32 protein-coding genes are annotated in these 24,787 nt (G+C 69.6%); 17 read left to right on the top strand and 15 right to left on the bottom strand.

Annotation, left to right across the window (positions count from 1 at the left end; translation table 11 throughout):
* Positions 1–241 precede the first annotated feature (241 nt).
* Complete coding sequence (locus tag AB0I28_RS32875) at positions 242–1,273, top strand: ParA family protein (protein WP_357499609.1); 1,032 nt, start codon at positions 242–244, stop codon at positions 1,271–1,273.
* Between the two features lie 29 nt (positions 1,274–1,302).
* On the top strand, positions 1,303–2,283 hold the full coding sequence (locus AB0I28_RS32870; protein WP_357499608.1) for a hypothetical protein: 981 nt from the start codon (positions 1,303–1,305) through the stop codon (positions 2,281–2,283).
* Positions 2,284–2,383: 100 nt separating this feature from the next.
* Here AB0I28_RS32870 and AB0I28_RS32865 read toward each other — a convergent pair whose 3' ends face one another.
* The 10 genes from AB0I28_RS32865 to AB0I28_RS32820 all read right to left on the bottom strand — a co-directional run bounded on the left by AB0I28_RS32865 (position 2,384) and on the right by AB0I28_RS32820 (position 8,067).
* Positions 2,384–2,821 carry a hypothetical protein gene (locus tag AB0I28_RS32865; RefSeq protein ID WP_357499607.1) on the bottom strand — a complete coding sequence of 146 codons (438 nt, stop codon included), beginning with the start codon at positions 2,819–2,821 and terminating at the stop codon, positions 2,384–2,386.
* Between the two features lie 2 nt (positions 2,822–2,823).
* Positions 2,824–3,282: a hypothetical protein gene (locus AB0I28_RS32860; RefSeq protein WP_357499606.1), complete on the bottom strand. Its 459-nt coding sequence runs from the start codon at positions 3,280–3,282 to the stop codon at positions 2,824–2,826.
* Complete coding sequence (locus tag AB0I28_RS32855; protein WP_357499605.1) at positions 3,279–3,563, bottom strand: hypothetical protein; 285 nt, start codon at positions 3,561–3,563, stop codon at positions 3,279–3,281. Before AB0I28_RS32855 ends, AB0I28_RS32860 begins: the two co-directional genes overlap by 4 nt.
* 87 nt (positions 3,564–3,650) lie before the next feature.
* Positions 3,651–3,947 carry a hypothetical protein gene (locus AB0I28_RS32850; protein ID WP_357499604.1) on the bottom strand — a complete coding sequence of 99 codons (297 nt, stop codon included), beginning with the start codon at positions 3,945–3,947 and terminating at the stop codon, positions 3,651–3,653.
* A gap of 142 nt (positions 3,948–4,089) precedes the next feature.
* Entirely contained in the window at positions 4,090–5,094 is a 1,005-nt protein-coding gene (locus tag AB0I28_RS32845; RefSeq protein WP_357499603.1) for a hypothetical protein, read from the bottom strand.
* 60 nt (positions 5,095–5,154) lie between these two features.
* Positions 5,155–5,319 (bottom strand): hypothetical protein, encoded by a 165-nt coding sequence (locus tag AB0I28_RS32840; protein WP_357499602.1) that lies wholly within the window; start codon positions 5,317–5,319, stop codon positions 5,155–5,157.
* Positions 5,316–5,768, bottom strand: coding sequence for a hypothetical protein (locus AB0I28_RS32835; RefSeq protein ID WP_357499601.1), 453 nt, complete (start codon positions 5,766–5,768; stop codon positions 5,316–5,318). Before AB0I28_RS32835 ends, AB0I28_RS32840 begins: the two co-directional genes overlap by 4 nt.
* A 50-nt stretch (positions 5,769–5,818) precedes the next feature.
* Positions 5,819–7,309 carry a DNA cytosine methyltransferase gene (locus AB0I28_RS32830; RefSeq protein ID WP_357499600.1) on the bottom strand — a complete coding sequence of 497 codons (1,491 nt, stop codon included), beginning with the start codon at positions 7,307–7,309 and terminating at the stop codon, positions 5,819–5,821.
* 3 nt (positions 7,310–7,312) lie between these two features.
* The gene (locus AB0I28_RS32825; RefSeq protein WP_357499599.1) at positions 7,313–7,735 is read right to left on the bottom strand and encodes a hypothetical protein; all 423 of its coding nucleotides are present in this window, start codon (positions 7,733–7,735) and stop codon (positions 7,313–7,315) included.
* A complete protein-coding gene (locus AB0I28_RS32820; RefSeq protein ID WP_357499598.1) occupies positions 7,732–8,067 on the bottom strand; it encodes a metalloregulator ArsR/SmtB family transcription factor in 336 nt (111 codons plus the stop codon). Before AB0I28_RS32820 ends, AB0I28_RS32825 begins: the two co-directional genes overlap by 4 nt.
* Positions 8,068–8,396: 329 nt before the next feature.
* Between AB0I28_RS32820 and AB0I28_RS32815 the strand changes: the two genes are divergently transcribed.
* Complete coding sequence (locus AB0I28_RS32815; protein WP_357499597.1) at positions 8,397–9,212, top strand: tyrosine-type recombinase/integrase; 816 nt, start codon at positions 8,397–8,399, stop codon at positions 9,210–9,212.
* Positions 9,213–9,466: 254 nt separating this feature from the next.
* Here the strand turns inward: AB0I28_RS32815 and AB0I28_RS32810 are convergent, their stop codons facing one another.
* The 5 genes from AB0I28_RS32810 to AB0I28_RS32790 all read right to left on the bottom strand — a co-directional run bounded on the left by AB0I28_RS32810 (position 9,467) and on the right by AB0I28_RS32790 (position 13,197).
* Positions 9,467–10,021, bottom strand: a complete 555-nt coding sequence (locus AB0I28_RS32810) for a hypothetical protein (RefSeq protein ID WP_357499596.1) — start codon at positions 10,019–10,021, stop codon at positions 9,467–9,469.
* Between the two features lie 81 nt (positions 10,022–10,102).
* On the bottom strand, positions 10,103–10,405 hold the full coding sequence (locus AB0I28_RS32805) for a hypothetical protein (protein WP_357499595.1): 303 nt from the start codon (positions 10,403–10,405) through the stop codon (positions 10,103–10,105).
* A gap of 18 nt (positions 10,406–10,423) precedes the next feature.
* Positions 10,424–11,050 carry a hypothetical protein gene (locus AB0I28_RS32800; RefSeq protein WP_357499594.1) on the bottom strand — a complete coding sequence of 209 codons (627 nt, stop codon included), beginning with the start codon at positions 11,048–11,050 and terminating at the stop codon, positions 10,424–10,426.
* Positions 11,047–11,700 (bottom strand): hypothetical protein, encoded by a 654-nt coding sequence (locus AB0I28_RS32795; RefSeq protein WP_357499593.1) that lies wholly within the window; start codon positions 11,698–11,700, stop codon positions 11,047–11,049. The genes AB0I28_RS32800 and AB0I28_RS32795 overlap by 4 nt, the downstream gene beginning before the upstream one ends.
* A gap of 288 nt (positions 11,701–11,988) precedes the next feature.
* Positions 11,989–13,197, bottom strand: coding sequence for a hypothetical protein (locus AB0I28_RS32790; protein WP_357499592.1), 1,209 nt, complete (start codon positions 13,195–13,197; stop codon positions 11,989–11,991).
* A gap of 70 nt (positions 13,198–13,267) precedes the next feature.
* Between AB0I28_RS32790 and AB0I28_RS32785 the strand changes: the two genes are divergently transcribed.
* From AB0I28_RS32785 to AB0I28_RS32720, 14 genes are all read left to right on the top strand, one after another.
* On the top strand, positions 13,268–13,669 hold the full coding sequence (locus AB0I28_RS32785) for a hypothetical protein (RefSeq protein WP_357499591.1): 402 nt from the start codon (positions 13,268–13,270) through the stop codon (positions 13,667–13,669).
* A gap of 1,015 nt (positions 13,670–14,684) precedes the next feature.
* A complete protein-coding gene (locus AB0I28_RS32780) occupies positions 14,685–15,551 on the top strand; it encodes a helix-turn-helix transcriptional regulator (protein WP_357499590.1) in 867 nt (288 codons plus the stop codon).
* 19 nt (positions 15,552–15,570) lie between these two features.
* Complete coding sequence (locus AB0I28_RS32775) at positions 15,571–15,822, top strand: DUF397 domain-containing protein (RefSeq protein WP_357499589.1); 252 nt, start codon at positions 15,571–15,573, stop codon at positions 15,820–15,822.
* Between the two features lie 21 nt (positions 15,823–15,843).
* Entirely contained in the window at positions 15,844–17,061 is a 1,218-nt protein-coding gene (locus tag AB0I28_RS32770; protein WP_357499588.1) for an MFS transporter, read from the top strand.
* 281 nt (positions 17,062–17,342) lie between these two features.
* Entirely contained in the window at positions 17,343–18,086 is a 744-nt protein-coding gene (locus AB0I28_RS32765) for a GGDEF domain-containing protein (protein ID WP_357499587.1), read from the top strand.
* A 56-nt stretch (positions 18,087–18,142) separates the two neighbouring features.
* Positions 18,143–18,727 carry a WhiB family transcriptional regulator gene (locus tag AB0I28_RS32760; protein ID WP_357499586.1) on the top strand — a complete coding sequence of 195 codons (585 nt, stop codon included), beginning with the start codon at positions 18,143–18,145 and terminating at the stop codon, positions 18,725–18,727.
* Entirely contained in the window at positions 18,724–19,158 is a 435-nt protein-coding gene (locus AB0I28_RS32755) for a hypothetical protein (protein WP_357499585.1), read from the top strand. Before AB0I28_RS32760 ends, AB0I28_RS32755 begins: the two co-directional genes overlap by 4 nt.
* Positions 19,155–19,361, top strand: coding sequence for a hypothetical protein (locus AB0I28_RS32750; RefSeq protein WP_357499584.1), 207 nt, complete (start codon positions 19,155–19,157; stop codon positions 19,359–19,361). Before AB0I28_RS32755 ends, AB0I28_RS32750 begins: the two co-directional genes overlap by 4 nt.
* Positions 19,362–19,378: 17 nt before the next feature.
* On the top strand, positions 19,379–19,984 hold the full coding sequence (locus AB0I28_RS32745; RefSeq protein WP_357499583.1) for a hypothetical protein: 606 nt from the start codon (positions 19,379–19,381) through the stop codon (positions 19,982–19,984).
* A complete protein-coding gene (locus AB0I28_RS32740) occupies positions 19,984–20,535 on the top strand; it encodes a hypothetical protein (protein ID WP_357499582.1) in 552 nt (183 codons plus the stop codon). The genes AB0I28_RS32745 and AB0I28_RS32740 overlap by 1 nt, the downstream gene beginning before the upstream one ends.
* Positions 20,519–20,884: a hypothetical protein gene (locus tag AB0I28_RS32735; protein ID WP_357499581.1), complete on the top strand. Its 366-nt coding sequence runs from the start codon at positions 20,519–20,521 to the stop codon at positions 20,882–20,884. Before AB0I28_RS32740 ends, AB0I28_RS32735 begins: the two co-directional genes overlap by 17 nt.
* A 17-nt stretch (positions 20,885–20,901) precedes the next feature.
* The gene (locus AB0I28_RS32730) at positions 20,902–21,339 is read left to right on the top strand and encodes a hypothetical protein (protein ID WP_357499580.1); all 438 of its coding nucleotides are present in this window, start codon (positions 20,902–20,904) and stop codon (positions 21,337–21,339) included.
* A gap of 2 nt (positions 21,340–21,341) precedes the next feature.
* On the top strand, positions 21,342–22,571 hold the full coding sequence (locus AB0I28_RS32725; RefSeq protein WP_357499579.1) for a hypothetical protein: 1,230 nt from the start codon (positions 21,342–21,344) through the stop codon (positions 22,569–22,571).
* Positions 22,572–22,630: 59 nt separating this feature from the next.
* Entirely contained in the window at positions 22,631–24,772 is a 2,142-nt protein-coding gene (locus AB0I28_RS32720) for a hypothetical protein (protein ID WP_357499578.1), read from the top strand.
* Positions 24,773–24,787: the final 15 nt, after the last annotated feature.

Here is a 24,787-nt window from a genome sequence, read left to right as displayed (position 1 = left end):
GCTACAGCACTACAACGCTACAGCGCACAACCGGTGATCTTGTGAAGGATCTCGGCTGAGGTCCACGGTCGCTTCCGGTGTAGGTATTACAGTCAGCGGCGACAGACTTCCCCATGTCAGGAGGCCGTAGATGTCGGAGATCCCACACCAAACCGCTCCTGGAGCGGATCCCCTTTCTGAAGAGGAGGTACTCAGCGCGTGGCAATCCATACTGGGTGAGCTGCCTCCTCGCATTCGTAACGTGATCGCTGTCCTCATCAAGAAGGGCGGAGCAGGTAAGACCACATTGGTCCTACTGCTGGCCGACGCGTTCTCACGGTTCGGACTCAGTGTGCTGATGGTCGACACCGATGCCCAGGGCAACCTGTCGACGGGTGCCGGTCGTTCGGTGAACAAGATCGCGGGCCCGCCTGACCCGTTCGGCAGGCCCACCGAGGTCCCGGACGTGACGACCGTTATCGAGGTCATCAACTCTGGTGAGCCCGGCGTCGCCGCTCACGCCATGACCGAAGTGGACTGGGACGACTACCGGGATCCCTCGGCTTCTTGGTTCAAGGGCGGCCCGCTGCGTGGCCGGTTCGGGCAGATCTGGATCATCCCGTGCTACGAAATGATCGAAACGATCGCCAAGACGTGGACTCCAGGGGACCTCGCGGCACTCAAGCGGGCACTCACCGAAGCCGACCCGGCAGAGCCGCAATCCGTTCCGCCCAACGCCACGGTCGACGTGGTTCTCCTCGACACGCCTCCCGGTGGCAGCGACATCGGCCGTCAGGCGGCCAAGGCCGCGTCGCTGGCCTTGATGGTGACCACCGCCGAGAAGTTCGGCATCGGTGCCATCCCAACGACACTGACCTACATCGAGGACATCCGCCGACAGTACGACCACCCGGATCTGGAGCTGCTCGACCTGCTCATCAACGAATACAAGCCCCAGCGAACGGGCGAGTCGGCCAACGTCCGAGACGTCACCGAAGCCCAGCACAGTGGGACGCTCCCGATCTCTACGTACCCGCACAGCCTCCCCGAACGGACCGTCATCCCCGACTCTCAGTCGGCGGAGGCACCGGTCAGTGCCTACCTGGCCAGCTCCGATCGCCGGGGCCAGGCAACTCGGGTATGCATTGTGGTGGAGGCTCTGGCACTGGACCTGTTGGATCGGATGGGTCATCCGCTGGCAACGCAGATCCGCGCTCAGTGGGAAAAGGCATGGGGTGCTGACCGCATCGCCGAGGCTCTGGAGGGCAGCCGGGTCATGGGGGCCTTGTCATGAGCCCTGCCCCTCAGCGCAAAGGAAACAAGTTGGCGCCGGTGGCTGGGGTTCCCGGGCAGTGGGGGCAACTGGCTGGCCAGCCCGATCCGGACGCGGTGAGCGGCGAGGCTCAGCCTGCGGCTTCGGCTGAGAGCGTACCGGAGAAGGCCGCAGAGCCTGCTCGGCGCCGAGCGGGCACGGGCGTCGAACGGGACCAGGCGGTGAAGCCGGAAGAGGATGAACCGACGGTGGCTACCGCAGCCGCGCAAGTCTCCACCGCGGCCGAGCCCGATCCAGCTCCAGCAAAGGCCCCAGCACCGCGTGCCGAGAAGACGTCCAGCGGCGACACCACGGTCACTCCCGAAGCCACCTCGGCGTCGGCGGCGCGGTCTGAAACCGAACCTGCGGCCAAAGCCGCTCCGGTGCCTCAGGCCGTTGATCGCGATGATGAGCCGTCGGATGAAGGCGAGCCGGCCGCCGATGTGGCCATCGTGGCCCCCCGGTCGGTGGTGCCGGTTACGTCCCCTCCCTCCAACGGGAACCGTCCGGTGTGGAACAGGGTGGTCGGCGCCTCGATGCGGATGCGCAATCGCCGAACCGCCTGGAAGCTCGTGGCGGTGCGGATGGACGAACCCGTGCAGGAGATGCTGGTGGAACGCCTGGTCACTGACCAACTCAAGGGGCACCTGAAGGTGGCGCTCAACCACTACGTGAACGCCGCGCTTTTGGACCTGCCGGAAACGGTAAACGAAGCGGTCGAGTGGGCGTACGCGTATCAGGACGTGCGCGGAATGGCTCTCCCTGCCAGCGCGCCCACGTCGATGAACCTGGAGAAGCCGGTGGTGGACCACCTGGCGCGGCTGAAGCCGCAGCTGCGGCTGGTCGCGGGGCACGGGCTGCTCGGGCAGATCCAGAACTATGCGGCGCTGCGGCTGCTCGCCGCGTTGGAGGCTGAGGTCGCTGGGGACTTCGAGTGGGAGTTCCAGCGAGTCTGTCTTGAGGTCCAGCAGCGGATGGCCACGCCGGAGTAGCCGCGGCCGGGAGGTATTTCGTCATTGCCACCAGAAGACCGAACGAGCGAGCGCCCCGCCAGACTTCACCTGGCGGGGCGCTCGCTGGTTTGGGTGCGGGTCAGGAATGGGACCGCCGCAGGTAGTCGGCGGCCGTGGCGGGACCGATCCACCAGAGGAGCAGCGCGACGGCGGCCGCGGCGGCGGTCTCGCCGTCGTAGGTCATGCGCGTCAGGGCGACGGTGGTGATGCCCCAGGCTGCCCAGGCCATGTGCCCGGCCCGGCGGCGGGCGAAGGCCAGGAGCAGCAGGGCGGTGGTGGTCGCCAAGGCCCAGCAGCCCCACAGGACCGAGCCGGGAAGCCCGGAGGCTGACAGGCGGTCGGCGACGCCGTTGACGCCGGCCAGGGGCAAGGTGATCAGCCCGGCGCCGTAGTCGTCGACGAAGCCGGCGTCGGCCGCCAGCAGCATCGGGGTGAACGCGACCGCGGTCAGGGCCACGACGGTGAGCCGACGGGCACGGCCGCGGCGGCGAGCGCGGGCTTCGGGGGAGCGGGGCATGGTCATCTCTCCTGGTTGTGGGTGGCGGGCGGGGAGTCAAGGGCGGTGGGGTGGTCGCATTGGGGTGAGCGTCCCGACAGGCAGATCTGCTCAGTGAGCTGCATCTGCTCGCTGGTCTTCTCGTCCCACTCGATGCGGCGGTCCTCGAGGGCGTCGGCGAGGTCGTGGATGATGACGAAGGGCGTGCCGGGGTGTCCCGGCCAGCGGCGGCCGGTGCGGTAGTCGAAGGTCCGGTCGCGCCAGGACGTCCACATCCGCAGGTGACGAGGGCACATCTCGTCGGGGGGATCGATGGTGAAGCGCTGGTCGGGTGGGTGGAGCCGGTTGGTGTCGCCCCAGCGCATGCGGCGCCAGGCCGCAGCTTCCCAGGTGTGCCACGACGCGCGGATGTGGTCGGGGATCGTGAACTGCTCGAGGTAGAGCGCCGGCGCCCCGGTGGGCCTGGAGGCCGGGATGGTCACGGTGTGGCCCACTGGCACGGGGCGCACTCGCCGCATTGCAGGTAGGTCAGCTGGTGGGGGCAGGCCAGGGCGGCGGTCGTCTCCGGGGTGGGGCCGGTGAGGTGAACGTAGTCGTGGACTCGGACGGCCAGTGCCAGCAGGGCATCGGGGTCGCCGGCGGCCTGCTCGGGGAGGCTGACTCCGGCGGCGGCGGCGAGGATGCCGGGGGCCTCCTCGAGGGCCTTGATGCGCTCGCCGTGCAGGTGGTCGGTGAACGTGGCGCGGGCGGCGGGGGTGGTCATGTGCTGCTCCCTTCGGGGTGCTGGCCTGGCGCGAAAGGGTGTCGGACGGCTCGTCGTCGCGAGCCGTCCGACGGCGGGGCATGGCGGTCAGGGCCGCTGGTTGGCGGCGTGCATCCGCGCGCAGATCACGTGGGAGCAGTTCCATTCCGGTTTGCAGGGGGTGACGTTGCGCTTCCTGCCGGCCAGGCAGATGTCGCAGGGGTCGTAGTTGGGGTTGTCGAGGGTCTTCTCTCCGATGGGCCGGTTCTGCTGCGGGACCCAGTCGGCGGGGACGGCCATGCCGCAGTGGGTGTAGAGGTCTCCGGAGTCCCACACCCACTCACGGCCCAGGGGGTCGATGAGCGGAGGGCGTCCGGACCGGGTGGTCGTGCCTGGCGTTCTCACGAGATCTGCTCCTGTCGTGCGGTGGGGTGGGCTGCCGCGTTGACGGACCCGACGTTAATGATAACGCGTTATCGTGAGCTTGAGTGTTCGGGTGTCGGTGTGTTTTCGCTTCCGGCTCCGGGGTCCTAGCGTCGCTGTGCGGTCACGTGCGGGCCTCGTCGGCGGGCTCGGAGTCGCTGCGGCAGCCCCAGGGCGAGCAGGTGTGCTCGGCGGGGGCGTCGCTGGTGTGGTCGGTGTGGGTGGTGGCCGGATCGGCGGTGGCGTAGGAGAGGGGGGTCCGGCCAGGGGCGACGCTGGCGGTCCATTGCGCTCGGAGCCGGGCGGCGCGGGCCTCGCGGCGGGTGACGTGCTCGATGGGGGCCTGGTCGAGGGGGAGGCGGGAGCGGTGGAGGTAGGCGGTACCGCGCAGGGGCTGCCCGGCGCGAGCCGGTCCTGGGGCGCCGTTGCGGATCGCGGCGTCGAAGGCCACGGCATCGGCCCACTGGTCGGGGTGGTGGGTTTTCATGACGCGCCAGTGAGCGTTGGTGTGGAAGGGGCAGCCCACACACGCCGAGCGCGGGACCGGGTGCGGGTAGAAGGTTCGCAGGTCCCATTCGCAGTCGTCGCGGTCGTAGCCGTGTTCGATGAGCGGGAATCTGCTGGTCATGTACCTGACCATGGAGGGGCGCACGCGGGTGATCTCGTCCTCGGAGAACCCGATCAGCATCTCGGCGCGCACGCCGGCGGGGATGCGGCGGGTGCCGGGGTAGCCCAGGAGCTGGCGGACCTTGCGCCGGATGCCCTGCAGTTTGTACCGGTCGGTGCAGCCGCGGCGCAGGTGGCCGTCGCTGCCGTCTGGGTTGCGCACGAACAGCGGTATCGAGCCGTGGCTGCGGCCTTCGAGGATGTCGTTGCGGATGTGGCCGCTGCTGACCCGGTAGATGGGGATCCCGGCGGGGCGGGCCCACATCTGCTCGATGCGGTCGAGGTGCTCGTACACCTCGGGGGGCTCCCAGCCGGTGTCGGCGAAGATCGCCGCGTCGATGCTCATGTTCCACATTCGGGCCCAGGTGCCGGTGGTGGCGACCTTCAGCAGGAAGGTGGACTGGACGCCGGCGTCGAGGCTGAGGATCCGCAGGGTGGGTGGCGGGTTCGTTGTGGTGGGCACGAAGGGCTCCTTGTGGAAGTGGCCCGGGCTCGCCGTGTGGCGGGCCCGGGCCGGGGGTGGTCAGGGGGAGGTGGGGTTGGCGGCGTGGTCGTCGGTGACGAGCTGGGCGGATTCGTGCTTGAGGAAGCCGCGGAAGGGCTTGCCGCAGGTGCAGGCGGGGATGTAGGGGTAGCGCTTGGTGTTGTCGACGATGACGGTGGTCTGGTGGGGCTCGGTGTCGGTCATGGCGTGGTTCCTTTCAGTCGGGCCGCGATGGCGGCCGGTGGGTTGGTGGCGGGACGTTTGAGGGGGCGGATGACGATGAGGGTGCAGCCGCAGGTGTCGATGTCGCTCCCGTGCGGGGTCTGGTCCCAGGGGTCGCTGCGCCAGTTCGGCCAGTGCGGGGTCACCGTGGCGATGCCCGAGTCGGCGAGCGCCTGGAGGTAGGCCATGGCGTTGCGATCGGGTGGCAGTCGCGGCACGACGGGCGGGCGTAGACGCGGTGGATCTGGATCGGCCGATCGCATCCGGTGCAGCGCAGGGCGTCCAGGGCCCGGGTGGCCGGTCTGGTTGAGGACCGCACGGATGCGCCGCATCGTCACCGGTGACAGGCCCGCGGGCCGTCCTTCGGGCACGGTGGAGGCGGGGAGCACGCGGTGGCTTCCCTGGGCGGGCTGCTGGTCGGGGTCGATCACTTCGGGATCCTTCTGCTGGGGGGCGGGTGCCGCCTGGATGGCGAGCGGGGTCACAGGACTGCGGCGAGCAGGGTGGCGATCCAGTGGGCGACGTTGACCGAGACAGCGTTCCCGGCCTGCATGGTCTGCTCCTTGGCGGTGCCGTGGATGACGTAGCTGAGCGGGAAGCGCTGCCCGGACGCCTGCTCGCGGGGGGTGAGCATCCGGTAGAGCATCTCGGCGATATCGACGTCGGCGGCGGGGATGAGCAGACCGGCTGAGTCGCGGGTGGCGAGGGTGTGCAGGGGCTGGCTGGTGGGCCGCGGCAGCGCCTTCCTGTACGGGATGAGCAGGCCGTGGTGGTTCCCGGCGGCGGTGATGGTGGCCAGCGGGTCGGCGACGGTGGAGCCGGTGGAGTTGCGCCGGTACTCGATGACCATGGGGAGCCGGTGGAGTTCCCCGCCGATGAGCTGCGCGGCCAGGTCGTCGACGTGGGTGGAGCCGATGGAGCCGGTGGGCGGGTACATCGCCAGGCACGTGCGGATTCGTTCCATCGTGGCCGGTGCCAGGCCCTCGGGGCGCTTGGCGGTCTTCTTGCGGGAGCCGATGGGGGTGCCGAGGTTGTGCCAGTCGATGATGGTGTCGGCGCCGCGCATGTAGGGGATGAGCACGCCGTGCCGGGCGGGGTTGTTCGGGCAGGCGTAGTCGTACTGCTGGCCCCATTTGCCGACGGTGCGGCCGGGACGGAAGACCTGCAGGGCCTCCACGTCGGTACCGCAGTGGCCGCAGCGGGCCAGCGGGCGCGGGGAGAAGTCGGGCATGGGGATGCCGCGCTGGACGAACACGACGTAAATGCGGTCGCGGACCTGGGGGGCGGCGTCGTTGCCGGGGCCGGAGACGTGGGCGCTGGAGACGGAGATGATGACCGAGTTGTAGCCGGTGCCGATGTTCTCGATCGACCGGCGCCACCTGCGGAAGGCGGGCCAGTCGGTGACGAACTGCGGGACGTTCTCGACCACGATCGCCTTGTACTGGTGGACCTGGACGGCGCGGTAGACCTCGAAGGCGGTGGCGCGGGTCCCGGCGAATACCGAGGGGTCGTCGACGCCCTCGAACTCCTCCTCCTCGGTGAAGGGGTTGCTCCCATCGGCCAGGCGCAGCATCATCTGCATCTCGTCGACAGCGCGCTTGCGGCGCGAGGCCAAACTGATCTCGGTGCATATCGGACTGGCCCACAGCACGTCGGTGGTGGGCAGTTTGGTCATGTCGTAGCCGATGATGTCGGCCAGCAGGTGCTCGGTGTCGCCGTGGTTGGCCGAGTGGGTCTCGATGGCGATGGGCGAGTGGTTGGCGGCCAGCACGACCGTCCACCCGGCCTCGGTGAAGCCCTGGGTGCTGCCGCCGGCGCCGCAGTAGAAGTCGGTGACGGTCAGCTGCGTCGCGCCGAGGCCGTGGCGCAGCAGGGTCGCCCCCGACAGCGGGACTCCGGCCGGTCCGGGCACCACCAGCCGGGTGTCGGGGACGGCGAGCGCGGGGCGCTCCAGGAGCAGGGATGCGGCCACGGTCTAGGCGCTCGCGGTGACCGGGACGCGGGAGCGGGCGCCGGGCAGCAGCACGCCGACGATGGGCCGGGCGTCGTTGGCGGCTCGGATGAGGAAAGGAACGCGCTGGCCGCCGGTGGCCGACAGCAGCCGGTACCCACTGGGCAGGAGGGGGCGCAGGGCACCGGCGGCCGGGCAGCGGGCCTCGGTGAGGTTCCAGCGGGCGGCGGAGCCGATCACGGCGTGCCACACCAGCTCCAGGCGGCGGGCGGTGACCTGGAGGCGGTACCGGTCGGGGTCCAGGTGCCCTACGTCGCTGGCGCAGGCGCGCTCGGCGGGGTTCAGGCGCAGCAGGAGGCGGCCGTCGCTGACCAGGACGTCGGTGGGCGTGGTGCGGATGTGGACATGGCTGCCGGGCGTGAACAGGTCGAGCAGGGCCGTGTTCATGGCGTCTCCGTCGGGTCGGTGGGAGTGAGGAAGGCGGCTATGCGGGCCAGGGCCTCGGGGGCCAGGACGCAGAAGATCTCGTGGCCGCTGGGGTGCTTGGTGATCAGGCCCATGACGGCCAGGCGGGCCAGGTGCTGGGAGACGGTGGAGTGGGCCAGGTCCATGCGGCGGGCGAGCTGGCCGACGGTGGCGATCTGGCCGGAGGCGTGCGCGAGGTGGCGCAGCAGCCGAAGGCGGGCCGGGTGGGAGAGGGCTCGCAGGACGGCGGCGGTCTCGCTCAGGTCGCCGGCGCTGACCTCCTGGTCGCCGAGCAGGCGGGGCAACACACTCATAGGTCAATGATAACGCGTTATCATGTGCATGTGAGTGGTGGTCGTCACGACCGCCGCCTGTTTCGCCGCCCTGGTGGTCGGGTTCGTGCCGCGATCGGCGACTGCGCCACCCGCCCCTCTAGGGTGCCTTGAGTATTGGAGGAAGCCTTGTCCGACTTCTACGCCCGCGAGCCCGCCGAGCGCGTGCCGGCGCCGTTGCGCGACCCCCAGGGGCGGGTGTGAGCACCGGCCCGCCGCGACCCGCCCGCCTCCTCGGCGGCAGTGTCGGCCACCTTGCCGCCTTCACCACGCCGGGCGCGCAGGGTGGTTGCGTCGTTATGATCGCGGGCGTGACAGGTGTCGTGCAGCAAGCCGTCGAGCGGTTCACAGCAAGTCTTCGAGATGCCGGCCGTCCGGCCAACACCGTGCGGGGGTACGGCGGGCACGCCGCAGGTTTCGCCGCTTTCGCCGACGAGGGCGGCCTGGAGGTGCTCACCGACGCGGCCGCCGCCGAGGAGGCCGTGGCCGACTACCGCGGGCTGCTGCTGGAGCGCGGGCGCAGCACCGCCACCATCAACGCCCACATGACCGCGATCAGCGCGTTCCTGGCCGACCAGGGCCCAGGCCCCGTGGCGATCGAACGCGGCCGGCAGGTCCACGCCCGGCGCCTGCCCGAGCGGGACGTGGAAGCCTTCCTGGCCAGCGCCGACCAGCGCTCGCCCCGGGACGCGGCGATCGCGTTCCTGCTGCGCTACACCGGGATCAGCGCCGCCCAGGCTGGGGCGCTGGCCGTCGGCGACGTCGATGTCGCCGAGCAGACCCTGCGGGTCGACGACCGCGTGATCGCGCTGCACGCCAAGGCCACGGCGCGGTTGCGGGGCTGGCTAGCGGTTCACCCGGGTGCCGGCGACGCCTCCGCGCCGCTGTTCCCGACCAGTGACCGGGCAACCGCCGGGCGGGCGATGTCGGCCAACTCGGTGGAGGGCATCGTGCGGGAGTGCGCGGGCGGGAACCTGGTGACCGTCAAGGCCCTGTCGGGTGACCTGGCCGCGCAGCTGCGCGACCGCGGAGCCGACCGCAGGGCCGTCGAGGCTCTCTTCGGTGCTGGCGTGCACGAGGGCAGCGGACTCGAGGAGCAGCGGCAGGCGCTGGCGTTGCTTCCCTGACCTGACCTGCCGAATGCGAAGGCCCCGACCACCTGGCAGTTTCTGGTGGTCGGGGCCTTCGCGTGGGGCGTCTAGGCCGGTGCGGGTGTCCGGCCAGGGCCGCTCCCAGATGTCCTTACCGAGCAGCGCGGACACGGCGGCGGTATGCAAGTCGGTGGCCACACCGTCAGCGCGGGCCTGCTCCCGCAGTCGCACGGTGGGCGGGCCGGAGACGTGGAGGTGGCCCTTTGGGCATGGGGGCCTGGGGATGCGGGTCAGGTGCGGCGGCGGCCGGGGGCGCCGCGGCCGGCGAGGCCGTGTGCAGCGATGGTGGCCCGGCGCCAGCGCCAGGCTCGCCACTGCCCGCGTTCGCCGGCGCGGGCGGGTTCGTAGCCGGCGTCGGGTCGGGGGAGCAGGTCGCTGGGGTTGCCGGCGTTCCAGGCACGGGCGGCTTTCCAGGCGTAGTGGCGTGCGGTATCGGTGGTGATGCCGCGGATGGCGGCGAGATCGCCGAGGTCGAGGAGGTCCTCGGGGTCACCGGGGGAGTCCAGCCGGCGGGCGGCGTCGAGGTGGGCGCGGTAGGCAAGGGCCTCGTCGATGGGCCACCAGGTGCCGCGGCGGCCTCGGCCGGCGTGGTGGGGGTCGGGCACGCCCTGGGGGAAACCGGTGGGCTCGGTGTCGGCGAGGGCGCCGACACGGTCGGTGGAGCGGCCGAGGATGGCGGCGAGGCCGGCGCGGTCGGTGTGCGGCCGGCCGTTGATGTCGATGACAGCCAGGTGGTAGGTGTGCCCGGCGATGGTGACCGGCGTGGTGGCGGGGGTGGCGGGCACAAGGGTCTCCTGTGGGTGTCGGCGCCGGGTAGCCTACCCGGCGCCGACCGGGCGCGCAGATGTTGTGACCTGCTGGTCAGGTCATTCGCCGGGCCACAGGCACAACGCACGGATGGCGGTTTCGGGGGCGAGCGGGATATCGCTGCCGGGCTTGTCGGCCAGCCAGGCGGTGTGGTCTTCGGGGATGAGGTACCGCTCGAAGTGGTTGCCGGGCTCGATCATCTCAATGCTGAACGGGGGGTAGCCGTGCTCGGCGTCGGTGGCGGGCATGTCACCTAGCCGCCGGGCGGTGTTGCCTTCGGGGTCACTGATGAGCACGACGGTGAGGTCGCCGTCCTCGGCGAGCAGGGTGGTGAGGTGGTCGATGAGTTCGCTGATGCTCATGGGTTCCTCCGGGCGGGGTCAGCTCTGGTGGGTGGTGGCGGTGGTGCGGGTGTGGAGGAGGGCGATCTGGCTGCCGGGGTCGCCGCTGATCTCGCCAAGGATGTCGAGGAAGGCCGTCAGTAACTCGGCGGACTCCTGGTGGGCTTCACCGACGGTGTAGCCGTCGTTGTCGTCTTCGACGGCGAGGGTGATCGTGGTGGCGGCGGGGTCGTAACCGACGGCGCCGAAGGTTCCGCCTGGGGCGGGTTCGTGCTCGACGTGGTATCCGAGGGCTTCGGCCTGCCCCGTGAGCCAGGCGACCAGGGTGGCGTCGATGGTCGTGGTGTCGCCGGTGGACAGCAGCAGGGCCTGGCGCGCGGCGTCGACGGCGTCGCGGGTGGTGGCGGGGGCGGGAGCGCCCGTGCGCCAGGTGAGTCTGCGTTCCACGGCGGCGATGTGGTCGGGTCCGGCGAAGATGTTGCGGGGCAGTCCCTCACCGTCGACGCCGATGGCTTCGATCTCGTCGTAGCAGGTGGGGCGGTGGGTTTCGGTGATGGTGAGGGCCATCGGCTCGGTGAGGGCTTCACCGACGCCGATCCAGGCGCCGGGGGCGAAGGTGACGGTGTCGCCGGGGACGATGCCGCTCACGATGGGGTGGGTGTTCACGCGTCGGCCTCCGGCTTCGTGGTCTGGGGGCGGCGGGCCGCGCCGCGTGTGAAGCCGCTGGCGGCGGCGTGGTCGGCGACGGCGTCCATAACCTCCCTGGGCGGCCAGTCGTGCTTGAAGTCGTCGAGTTCGGTGCAGGCGATCACGGCCTGAAGGCGCCGTTCGAGCAGGTGGCGGGGGATGAACAGGCCGTTGCGGTAGTACAGCTGGCAGGTGGGGCACCAGGCGTCGTGGTCGTCCTGGGTGCGGTGCGGCTGGCCGTGCTGGCGGTCGCGGGTCTGGCAGTTCGGGCAGCGCATCCAGCGAAGCCGGGGCTGGTCGCTGGTCACCCCGCAGCCCTCACCCGGGCAGGTGTGGTGCGCCTCGCCCCTGGCGATGGCGTCGGCTTCACTGGCCTCGTCGCTGCGGACGGCGGTGAAGACCTCGTCCTCGATGGTCGCGGGGGATTCGTGCGCCTCGAGGAGGGCGTGCTGGACATCGCGCCACAGCGCCACGGCCGCCGCGGCCAGTGCGCGGGCGTCACCGGTGTCCAGTCGCTGGCCCTTGGGGTTGCGCAGTGCGTGATGGGCGGCGAGGGCCGCCCTGCCCCGCTCGGCGAGCCAGGCGTTGCGCTGGCCCGGGGTGACGGGTTCGCCGTCGTGATCGGTCATGCTGAAGGTGCTCCTGCCATGCCGCTGTGGTGGGTAAGGGAGCGGGGCGGGACCGCTAGAGCTGCCAGGCCGATTGCGGTCCCGCCCTGCTGTCGGCGGTGGTCGCTCCGCCGGAGGAACTTGGGCGGTGAAGCGGCTTCCCACCCCCACGTTCTAACCCCCAGAATACAACAACTGAAACGGTCACATCCGTGCTGACCTGCGGAAACACTGGTTTGGCCGGGGTCGATCTTGTGAGTCCGGCCACGGTGAACACTCATGGCGCGAAGGCGTCAGCACCGGGGGTGTTCAGCTGAGACGGCGGCGGGGCGCGGGCACCACGATGCGGCGGGCGCGGGCGGGATCGACGGCCGGATTCTTGCGCGCGGTGCGAGATACAGAGGGTGGGGGGCCGATCGCGGCGATCACGGCGAGGTAGCCGCTGCTGGGCGAGGGCTGTTCGCCCGCGGCGGGCGCGGATGGGCGCTTGGCGGTTCCGGCGGTGAGCTCGGCGACGACGATGCGGCAGGTAACCGGCTCGGCCTCGGTGGCGGCCGGGTTCGCGACCGCAGGCCGGGTACGGGCCTTGGCCAGCGCGGCGGCCAGTTTCGTTGCCTGCTCTTCACGTACTGCGCGGATGTGTTCCGGGCTGGCGGCCGTGCCGGCCGGTGAGGTGGGAACGAGCTCGCGGGCGCGGGCGTAGGCGGTGACGGCCGGCACCGGTGCCGGGAGCGGGCGGCGGTCCTCGTCGAGCCAGTACCGCAGACGTGACCCGATCCATCCGATCAGGCTCCGCAGGTGAGGGGGCTTGGCCCAGCTCCTCTTCTTGGCGTTGGGGCGATTGTCGACGGCGTGCATGATCGCAGCGGCGCACCACCCGGCGTCGAACCACATGCCGAGCATCCCCACCAGCTCTTCGACCTCGGCGGCCCGCCAGCTGGCGAAGCTGCGCAGCCTGGACACGACCTTGACCCTGGCGCTGTAGGAGATGGGGTTGCGACGGTCCCACAGGGGGTCGGTCTTCGACTTCGAAGAAGTTGAACCCTTGTGAAGGTTCTCGGCGCCGCCAGAATCGTCGTCCCCTTCACTTCGTTCAGGAGTAGGAGTGCCACTTCCTGCCTTGACCTGGGCAGATACCGGGGTTTCGGGTTGTTCGCGGCGGGCGGGATCCAGTACGACGTAGGTGGCGGCGCGGCCCTTGTCGCCCCCGAAGATGACCTTGCTGGCGCCGGCTTCGATGCAGTAGAGGACCCCTTGGTCCTGCAGCCACTCCATGACCCGCACGACCGTCCGCTTCGACAGGCCCGTCAGCGCCGCCAGCCGTTTCTGCGTGATCGTGATCTGGTGCGACTCGTGGTTCTGGGCCTTGCACAGCCGGTCGACTACCTGCCGGACGCTGCGCTGCCAGTCGACGCGCCGCTCCCGCACCGCTGTGGCAGCCCACCCCGCCAGCCACCGGTTCTTGCGCACCATGAACGCCCCCGGCGGCAACCGCCGCGCGAGGGTATCGGCCGGCACCGCGGCGAACTCCCCGTTCGGGGACCGACGCCGCAGCAGCACCAGGCCCTGCCCCGTACGGGACAACTCCGTGAACGACCGACGCCGCTTCGCCGACTGCGACCGCACCGGACGGGACTTCGCCGTCTTCGCGCTCGCCTTGCCCGACGGCGGGCGCCCGGCACGCGGACCTGGCGACGCCGAAGCGCGCTCGGCCACCCGCACGGCTGCGGCGGCGAACTCGCGGGCCCGCCGCGCGGCCTTCATCGCCCGGCCCCGCTTGGCACCCGACACCTTCGGCTCGGCGGCCCGCGCGAGCGGGCCCGGCGTGCGCGTCCAGGACGGCTCGCTGACGTGCCGCGAGCAGGCCGCACCGTCGCTGTCCGCGGCGAACGAGACGTGCCCTGCACGGTGGCAGGACACGCAGAAGCCAGGCCCCCGGCGTGCCGCCGAACGTGAACTAGCTGAGACGTTTTGGCTGGTAGAAGGGTAGGAGCTACCCACAGCACCATCCGCGAGCGCGGACGGAGGCAGCAAAAAAGCACCTACCCTGGAGGTAGGTGCTACGATGGCGCTGACCTCCAGGTCAGAGAACTTTGCATGTAAACATGTAAACCGGGCGCCCCAGTCTCGGTGGACGTGAGCAAGAGACGGGCAGCTGGCTGACTGCCCGAGAACTGAATCCAGTGGACGTATGAAGCTCCTGACCCAGGCGACCAAACCAACGGGTCCGGGGCTTCGTCCTATTTCCCCATGTTCTACATGCCGCTATGAAGTTGATCAGTTACTGCTTTATGCAGGCTTTATCTGATCTTGGTGAGCCCTCCTTCACTCGATGTGGGTACAGCACAGGGGGCAGCATACGCCCCGCCGACCGCCAAAACGGTCACGGGGGCACTCGCGACACACCGATCACCGGCGAGCTGGAGCATGTTTGCCCAGTTCAACCCAGGTGACAAGGTCGTGAAGATTTCCGCACCGTGCACAGTGGAGCACGTGCGGGTCCGGCTATCGAACGTCGAGCCGGCATGCAGCCGGTTACCCGACAACGACACGCCGGGCCGAGAACCCCTGGGCAGCGCGACAAGCGCTGGAGCGTGCGCTACCGTGAAACGCGACGACGTCACCGTTCCCGCCCTCCTTGCACTTGGAGGTGGGGCGGGACGGACTCGAAGATCGGGACCATCGGTTCCTTTCGGATTGGAACGGCCTCTACACCGGCAGTTGGTCGCTGGGTGGTGTAGGGGCCGTACTGCTTTCTATGTCCAGTGTGGCCTGTCCAGCTCGGACAAACCTCGTCCCGATTCTGCCCTACCAGGCACCGGATCGTCGCGTCAGTAGGCAACTCGGCGTGTCGAAGGGCCGAGCTCCCTGCCGTCACGTGGTGATCGACGCTGGTCAGAACCACCTCGGGAACCCTCCTTCGTTGCCCTGTTGCGCGCGGACTCGATTGCTCGCGCGCATAACAGCGCATAGCCTAGCGGAGACACTGATGGAGGGACACCACCGTGGTCAACCCCGAACACCCGCCTGCGCGCCAAGAGCTCGGTGAGTTCATGCGCTGGCTCAGCAAACGCAAAGGCATCACGGCGACAGCCCTGGCCAGGGAACTGAACACCAGTCAGCCGCGGATCAGTCGACTCATGGGTGCCAGCGGTGGGGCTGCGTTCACCCAGGAGATCCTCGAGCGCTGGCTCCAGCTCGTCGGAGCGAGCCCTGAAGAGTGGGATCGCGCCTTGGCGCTGCTGGGACGCGTTCAAACCGACGTGAGCAGTTGGCAGACCGTCCTCGGCGGCAGCATGGCCCCGGTCCAGGAGGACATCCTCACCCTGGATCGAGCCGCCACTGGGATTCGTCACTTTCAGCCGTTCCAGGTTCCCGGCCCGTTCCACAACACCGAGTATGCCCAGGCAGCCTTCCGGGCGATGAGGCCGAACGCCGATCCTGCGGACGTCGCTGGTGCGGTGCGCGCCCGGATGCGACGAGGCCGGCAGCTCGTCCGGCGCGGGATCCCGTACCACGCCATCCTTACCGAGCTGGCCCTCCGCTTCCGCCCCGCCTCCCCCGGACCCGATGTCCGGCCCACGGTCTGGAGGCAGCTGTTGAAGATGAGCGCCAACGAGAACATCACCGTTCAGGTCATTCCCGCCGACGCCCCAATGCAACAGGCGCCGATGTGTGCCTACCTGATCTACAACTTCCCAGAGGATCACGATCCCGCCACAATGGTTCACGGCGTGGAACTGCCCGCCGTAGCGATCACGTTCCGCGGAACCAACGAGGTCTCAGCCTTCAACACCGCCTGGGACCGCATGAAACAAGCCGCGCTGAGCCCAGAAGACTCACGCGACTTCATCAGTCACCTGTTGAACTGACAGCTCCCTTGGAGGACACGTGCACGTCTACCCTGAACCGCCTGCCCTCGACACCTTCGGCTCCTTCACCATCCCCGACGGTCGCACCTGGACCTTCGGCGACGACGAACACGGCACCCACGACAACGGTTGCATCGCCGTCGCCTTCCACCCCGACGGCTGGGTCGCCGTTGCCGATACCAAGAACCCCCACACCCCGCCGCTCATCTACAACGCCGACGAGTGGGCCAACTTCCAGGCCGCCGTCCGCGAAGGCCGATACGGCGCCTAGCCCCACCCCGGAGGACATCTCGTGACCCAGGCACCCCCTATCAAGTCCGCGCGCTACCGACGGGGAAGCCGCGCGCTTCTCGGCGCCAGCGGGATGTCCTCCATCGGGGACGGCGCATTCCTCGCCGCCGTCCCCCTGGCTGCCGCAGCCATCACCAAAGACCCCACCGCGGTATCCATCATCACCGCCGCAGAGTTCGCGCCCTGGATCGCCATCACTCCGATCGCCGGCGTCTACGTCGACCGGTGGCCCAAACGCACCGTGATGGTCCTGGCCGACATCCTCCGCTTCGGAGCGGTCCTCGTCCTTGCCGCGCTCATCGCTGCCGGCGCAGCATCCATCCCCCTCCTGGCGATCACCGCCTTCCTCATGGTCACCGGCACCGCGTTCCACTCCACCGCATCCGAAGCCGCCATCGCCGACCTCACTGCCCGCGACCCCAAACTCCTGCACGACCTCAACGGCAAGCTCTACTCCGCCAATGTCCTCGGCAAACAACTAGGCGGACCACCCCTCGGCTCGGCCCTCTACGCCATCACAGCCTGGATCCCATTCGTCGTCAATGCGATCTCCTTCCTGCTTTCGGCGCTGATGCTGATCCGGCTACCTCGCCTCCCTCGCACCGAACCCACCGAGCGCGAATCCATGCTCGCCGCGATGAAGACCGGCGCGAAGTTCCTGCTCGCCCACCCCGAGCTGCGGAACCTGTGCCTGCTCACCGCCATCGCCAATCTCACCGCGAACATGGGCCTGGCCACGTTCGTCCTCTACGCCACCGCCCCCGGCGGGCTCGATGTCCCCACAGCCGCCTATGGAGCACTCCTCGCGGCGATGGCAATCGGAGGAGTCCTCGGCGGCTGGATCACCAAACACGCCATCACCAAACTCGGCCGCCGCCGAGCCTTCCTCGCTGGCCTCGCCGTCGAAGTCGCCATGTGGGCGATCCTTCCCGCCACCACCAGCCCGATCGTTGCCGGAATCGCCCTGGCAGTCGGGAACCTCGGCGTCAGCCTCGTCAGTGTCATCATCATGGGCGCCCGCCAGCAGCTCACCCCTGAACATCTCCTCGGACGCGTCATCAACGCCTACCGCATCGTCGGTAACGGCGCCGCCCCCATCGGAGCGATCCTCGGAGGCGTCATCGCCACCATCGGAGGGCTCCGCGCCCCGATGATCACCGCCGCGGTAATCCTCCTTGCCAGCGTCATCTTCGCCCTGCGAGTCATTCCCCGCGAGTAGCCCACCTTTACCCAAGCCCGGCCACCACACGTGGCCGGGCTTTTTTGCTGCCCGAGACCAGGTCTTGCCTGCCAACGACGCCACCAAGGAACTCGATCTTGTAAAACCCTTGCCCTCGCGCATAATCGCGCATAATCTCGGTCATGCGCGATTATGCGCGAGGCGAAGAGGAGGGTGAAGTGCCTCAGAACACGACTAACTCAACCGCCCCCACCAGCCCATACGCGTCCGTTCGAGGCGGCTTCGCCGCCTCCGTCAACGACGACACGTTCGTTGCGGAGATGCGGAAGCGTCTACGCGCCCCCGCCCCGACCGCTCGCTCGCGCGAGGAGCTGTACACGGAGGTCGAGTACCTCCGGGAGCTCGCGTTGCGGGCCCTGGACATCGCCGAGGAAGCCGACCACGACGCGACCCACGACCTGGACCTCGGCATCTACAACCGGACCGGGTTCGTACGCGCCGCGCAGCGGCTGCTCACCAACGCCGCCCGACCCTGCGTGCTCGCGGTGTTCGACCTGAACAACTTCAAGCCCGTCAACGACCGCCACGGGCACGCCGCCGGAGACGCCGTCCTCGTCGAGGTCGCCCAGCGCCTCAAGATCTACGCGTCTTTCCGTGACGGTCTCGCCGGGCGCCTGGGCCGCGGCGACGAGTTCGGTCTGATCCTGCCAACCCCGGCCGACACCGACCGGCTCTACACCTGGTGCCTGGACGCCGCTGATGGCGCCGCCTGGCACCTGGCCAAGCCGTACGACCTCGACAGCCTCGGGTTCTACCTCACCAGCATCAGCGCGTGCGCCGGGCTCACCATCGCCGAGCCACGCACCCTACTGGAGACCGCGCTCCTCGAGGCCGACGACGCCCTCTACGCCGCCAAAGCCAACAAGGCCAGCGAACCGACCGGCGTCGTGGCGTTCACCCCCCAACACCGCCGCACCCGCCAGGGCACCGCCCGCCGCGCCGGCGACACCCACCCCACCACCCAGCTCGCCGCCAGCGAGCGCGTCTTCAAGGCGGCCGCGTAATGCCCAGGAAGAAGCTGCAGAGGACCCGGAAGCGGCCATCCGTTCGCCGCCTCCGGGTGAGGTTCGAGCTGCTCCCGGCCGTCGCGCCCGCCACCGACCAGACCGTCATCGCCGGTGCCGCGTTCACGCGCCTCTACCCCCGTGGAGAAGCCGTCGACAAGGCCCTCCAGGGCCTGGGCGTGGCGACCCACGCCGACCGTGCACAGCTGGACGAGGCCATGGAGCACCTGGCGGTCATCGACGACGCCCTCGCGGGCGTTGACCTGGAACGCCTGGACCGTGAGGCCAGGACCGACGCGGTCTGCGCGCAGACGCCCCCCGAGCTCGTCGACGAGGTGCTGTTCCCCGACGACACCAACATGTACGCCTCGGCCACCGCCCGTGCCATGTGCGCGCGGTGCCCCAGCCGCGGGGCCTGCGCCCTGCTGGCCGTGGCCCACAGCGACACCAAGTCGCGGGTCTCGCGCGAGGACGGCGTGTGGGGCGGGATCACCCCGCGCGGCCGCAACCGCGTCTTGAAGCTCCTGGCCGCCTACCGCGAGATCGACAACCCCACCGGCCTGCTCATCACCCTGCCCGTCCCCGCCGCCCAGGCCAGCGACACCGCCCCGGCCGAGACCGAACTGGCGGTCGCGGCATGAAGGCGGCCTCCTTCCAGCAGCCGGGAGCCTCGGCGATCCTCCTCGCGGGCAAAACCGTCGAGAACCGCACCACCGCCACCGGCACCGAGAACTTCGGGACCCTGGCCGTCCACGCCCGCATCCCGCACTCGCCGCGCGCGGCGGCGCTGGAAGCCAAGCGGATCCTCAACACCTACGCCATCGACCTCGGCACCATGCCGACCGGCGCGATCCTCGGCGTCGTCGACCTCATCGACATCCACCACTCCGACACCTGCGCCACCGGCGACGGCTACTGCAGCCCCTGGGCCAGCCCCCGGTCATGGCACTGGGTCCTGGCCAACCCGCGCGTACTGGGCGAACCTGTCCCCACCGCCGGCGCCGCCGGAGTCTGGACCCTCGCCCCGTCCGTCCTGGCCGCCGTCACCGCCCGCTTGGAGGCCAGCTCGTGAACCCGCGCCTGCGCCGCGTCCTGCAGCTGTGGGGCTTCATTGCCCTCATCGCTGCGGGCGGCGCCCTCATGGGCACCCGCGATGCCCACGGTTCCGGGCTGCTGTGCCTGGCCGGAGCCGTACTACTCGCGATCGGCATCTGGGGAGTACGCCGCGAAGCACGCCGCAGCGGCCTCTTCGACTTCACCGGCAGCGACGACTAACCCGCGAGAGGGACACCATGCACATCCTCCACGCCCCCAACCCGGTCTTCGCCACCACGACCCGCCCCGGCTTCACCGGCGCTGTCATCACAGGTGGCACCCCGGCCGTCCGCAGCGACTTCGCCGCGAAGGCTGCCGCACGGGCCACCTGCCACGGCGCCGTGGTGTGGGTCGCCCGCAACGGCCACCCCGACACCGACCCCGGTCCTTGGTATACCCACGCCGTTCCCGACTGGTTCGTCACCGGAAGCCTCCCGCACGGCCGGCAGATCCTCACTGACGCCGCCGCGACGTGCGTCCACCGCACCCCCGGTACCCATCAGCTGCTGGCCGCCAGCGGCGCCGCCGCGCCGCTCCTGCTGGTCATCGTCGAGGAGGCCCACCTCCTCCTCGACGCCGACCTCGCCGCCGTCCAGGCCGCAACCACCATCGCCGCCAGCGGCCCCGCCGCGAAAGTCGCGCTCGTCCTCACCCTCCCGGAGACCATTCCCTACACCCCCACCAGCGCCATCGCCCGCCTCATCGGCGAGCGCGGTGGCCAGCGCCTCCACCTTCAACAGGACGAGATGACCCTGCCCGTCCTCCTCTCGGCCCTGGCCGGAGCCCGAACGGAGGAGGGGTGATGGCGCGCCGAGGACGTGGCCCAGGCGGTGGCCTGGCGCCGGTGCGCCGCCGGGCGGCGATCGGCAAGGTACGCGACTTCTACCGCCACCGGATCGGATACGCCACCAGCGACGTCGACCGCTTCGCCGTCTACAGCGACATGTTCATCGCCGTCCACAACCGACTCGCCCGCCGCCACGGCCAGCAGGCCGAACAGGCGCGCAAAGAAGCGATCGACCTGCTGTGGACCGAAATCGGCAACGCCGTGGCCTACCTCGCCGAGGAGTCACCGGTCACCGGCCGCCCGCGCGCCCGCCTCGAGGTCACCGACCGCTTCAGCAGCGACCTCGCCGACGCCGTCAACGCCACCGACACCGCCAACGACGCGCTCCAGGCCCTGACCGCGGCGTTCATCGCCGTCCAGAACCGACGCGCCGCCCACGATCCCGACGCCGCCACCCGCGCCTACACCGACGTCAACACCCGCCTCGCCCGCGCCTGCGAGCAGGCCCTGCAGATCACCGCCAAATCCATTCGTGTCCGGGAGGACCGCCGTGACCACGCTGCCTGACCTCGACGTCACCGACTACGACGACGAGGACGACGTCAAAGTCAAGCCCGACGCCGACGACCTCTCGCCGTGGCGGCAGTTCCTGGCCCGCCACGTGTACCCGTCGATCTTCTCCGCGTCGTACGCGCCGGTGCCCGACCTCGTCAACTACGCCCGCAACCAGCCCTGGACCGGTGAGTACGCCGTCTCTCGCAACCTCGGCAAGGGCTACGTCTACGGCGTGGCGATCCCACTGACGCTGCTGTTTGTGACCCTCACCTGGATCATCGCCCGCCCCGGCCGGCTGTTCACCGCCCTGGCCGTGGGCCTGCTGTTCACCATCACCGTCATCAGCGACCTGTCGTCGTAACCCAGAAAGGACCCAACGTGAGCTTCACGTTCAACGCCATCGTCGCCTCCCTGCTGCTGGTGACCGTGCTGATGTACGCCAACGGAGCCGCCAAGCGCGGCACCACCGTCTTCGCCGCCCTCACGGGCGCCTGCGGCGGCGTCATCGGCGGCGTCGTCGGCAACGGCTACAAGTTCGTCACCGGTGAGGGCCTGGGCTGGCTCAACCAGGGCCTGGGCTGGCTGATCGGGAACGGCTCCGGCCTGATCCTGCTGGCTCTGACCGCCGCCTACTGCATCATCTTCTGGCGCCGCGCCGGCAGGGACAAGAGCCCCAGCCGTGGCCTGCGCGCGTGGCCCATCGGCCAGATCGCCCTGCCCCCGATCGCGCTGCTGCTGGGCGTCCTGGTCACCACCGTCCTGGGAATCCCCGTCGCCAACTTCTTCTCCGACATCACCAGCGGAATCAGTGCCTAGCGATGGCCGACCCCATCACGACCATCCTCGTCGTCGGAGTGATCGCCTGGGTACTCACCCGGGCGATCTTCCGGGGACTGGCGAGCATCAAGTACGCCATTACCAAGCAGAAACCGCCCTGGCACGAGGCCCGTGAACTGCGCCACCAGACCCACCAGTTCGACGTCGACGCCGCTCTTGCCGAAAACCGCACCCCCTCCTCCTACGGGTTGCTGGGGTTCCTCCGCGACGTGTGGTTCGACGTCCACGGTGTACGCGAGCGCCGCCGCGCCCGCCGTGCCAAGCGTCCCGAGTGGAGCACCCGCAAGGGCTTCCGCGGGTTCTGGCGCCGGGTCTGGGACGAGGCATGGGCCCGGGCGGAGAAGACGATCCTGCGTTGGCTGGAGGAGAAGCCCAACGCCAAGCGCACCCTGATCCCGCTGCCGGATGTCGAACCGGCCCCCACCGGCCCCGACGCTCCTCCCGCCCCCGACTCGAAGCCCTATGAGCCGCCCACGGCGCCGCCGCACAGCGACCCGCCGCCGTTCCGGCCCGAGGACACCAAACCCGACAGCGAAAACGACCGCGGCCCCGACTTCACGTTCTTCGACGAGGACGACTTCAAGTCCCGCTACCGCGACATTTTCGACGACATCGCCGACTGGTGGGACCTCCTCGACCCCGACTTCCTCCACCACGATCCACGACCCGGGAAGGAACCACCGTGGTGGCACGACATCCACCCTCCCCGCCAGCGCGCCGAACCCCCCGTCGACGAGCAGGGACCGATCTGGGCCTGGGCGTCAGTCGAACGCCCAGAACTCGGCCCGGCCCCCGACCCCCAACCCGAACCAGTCACCACCACGACCAAGGAGAACACCGTGACCACCATGACCACCACCGGATCCCCGCTCACCCTCGACATGCTCGTCAACATCGCCAGCGGCTCGGAGCTGGCCTTCAGCGAGGGCCAGTCCTACACCGACGTGATGCTGACCCTCGCCAAGTGGGCGCACGTCGTCAACGGCCTCCCCGGCCGCGTCGAGACCATGCGCACCGGCGTCCGCAACGGAGAGAACACCAGCGAGCGTTTCGAGCAGGGCCTGGCCCGCATTAACGAAGCGGCCAGCATCCTCGCCAGGACGATCGTCGACACCGCCCAGATCCACGTCGAGGACAACCAGATGGTCCACGAGGCGTACGTGTCCAACCCCGACGCCGGCGGCAAGAACTACCAGCTCCGCAACCGCTAACCCGATCCGGGTGGCCCGCGACGCGGGCCACCCGCCCGAACCGACTTCAGGAGTGCGACATGGGGACGACCGCGACCACCAAGACCATCGCCGACGCCGCGGCACCCCCGCCGCCGCCCGATGACCACGACGAGCTCGCCGCCAACCGCGGCTGGATCCACCACCAGAAGCGCCAGCTCAAGCCCTACCTCATCTACGTCGGCGTCCTCGGCGCGGCCGCGCTGACCAGCCTTGCCGCCGAACTGTCCGGCGCCCACGCCCAGACCGCCCTGGCCGCTGCTTCGGTCTTGCTCGTCGCCACCATCGTCGCCGCGGCCGTCTGCTACAAGAAGAAGACCAAGCCCATCGCCGCAGCCGTCGCCGCGGTGGGGAGCATGCTCTCGGCCTGGTACTTCGCCGTCATCATCGACGGCTGGTCCTGGACGGCCGTCTCGGTCCTGACCGCCCTGTGGCTGCTGGTCAGCGCCCCTTACTGGAACAAGCACCGCATCCCCAACCGCACCGCCTGCACCGACTTGGTCCTCAGGCCCCGCGCCGACCTCGTCAACCGCCCCCCGGCCACCGGCATCGACCTGATCCTGGCCAACTGGCGCGACTTCGTCGCCGTGCCCGACGGAGCACTCCCCGGCACCACCCTCACCGATCCCGAGATCATCCCCACCGGCTTCTCGTTCACCCTTCAGCTCAGGCGCGGCAAGCAGACGGCGATGTCCCTGGTCGGCAACCTCGGTATCTACTCCGGCATCTCCTCGGGCCTGTGGTGCCGCGCCGAGGACATCCAAATCGAGCGCCACCCCCTCAGTGACGCCCTCGCCAAGATCACCATTCGTACCGGGGAGCTCCCCGACGAGGACGTCACCTGGACCGGCCCCAGCTACAACCCCGACACCGGCTGCATCGGCATCGGCCGCTACATCGACGGTGTCGGCGAGGCCCTGTGGCGCGTCTACCGCGAGAACTCCATCTTCTCCGGGTTCATCTGCGGCGCCACCGGCATGGGCAAGTCCTACTTGACCAACATCCTCGCCTTGGCGCTCATGCACGCCCGCAACACCGTCATCTGGTACGCCGACCCCGCGCGCGGTGCCTCCTCCCCGCTCCTGGCCGGCGCCGCCGACTACTTCGCGCGCAGCCACCTCGCCGCCGACGGGTCCGACGACCACTCCGAGATCGAGGAGATGCTCGACGACGCCATCCGGCTCATCGACCACCGCCTCGAGGAGAACTACACCTGGGGCATCCCCGGGTTCACCCCCTCCGACCGGCGCCCCGGCGTCGTCATCGTCATCGACGAGTGCCACAAGCCGCTGACCGTGCGCCGCATCCTGCGCAAGGCCACCATGGTCGCCCGCGAGGGACGCAAGGTCGGCATCGCGGTGTACCTGCTGTCCCAGGGCGCGACTCTCGAAGCGTTCGGCGGTCACGACGAGTCCGACACGCTGCGCTCCAACACCACCAACGGCAACGTCGTCGCCTTCTCCACCGGCACCACCAACACCAAGAGCGTCATCACCGGGCTGAACATGGACCCCTCCACCATCAAGGCCGACCCCGGCCTGGCGTTCCTGTCCAGCAAGAACGAACACCAGCGCGAGGCCCTCTTCCGCTCCTACACCGCAGAAGACCTCGAAGCGCTCTACGCCAACGCCCCGAAGATCACCCTCGACGCCGCCGGCGCCTCCGTCCTCGGCGAGCGCTACCTCAACCGCCACGTCCACATGAACGAGAACAACGCCGCCCTCAAGAACCGCGTCCTCGACCGCCAGCTCGGGCGCGCCCCCCAGCCCCGCGCCCCGATCACGCCGGTGAAGGCCACACCGCCGACGGCCGCACCGGGCAGCGTCGGCATCGACGTGGACGCGCTCACCGAAGGCTTCGAGTTCGTCGACTACCAGGCCTTCGTGGACAAGGCCATCGTCTCCTCGACCTTGACCATGCCCCTCAAAGCCCAGCACCACCAGATCCTGGCGCTGGTCGCGCGCCGCTTCCACACCCGCGGCGACATCGTCACCCACGCCAGCCAGAAGGCCCGCCAGGTCGACAACATCCTCCGCGACCTGGTGACCCGTGGCCTGCTGTCCAACGAGATCCACGGCCGCTACGAGCTCACCGATCTCGCCCTGGCGCTGCCGGAGTTCGAAGGCCTCGCCGATCAGCTCGAAGAAGCCGACCGCGACGACTTCGCCAGCACCACCAACTGATCAGGAACGACGACA

The organism is Phytomonospora sp. NPDC050363, assembly GCF_040655735.1.
Lineage (GTDB): Bacteria > Actinomycetota > Actinomycetes > Mycobacteriales > Micromonosporaceae > Phytomonospora.
The sequence above is the reverse complement of the archived record's forward strand: the minus strand, read 5'-3'. Positions and strand labels throughout refer to the sequence as shown.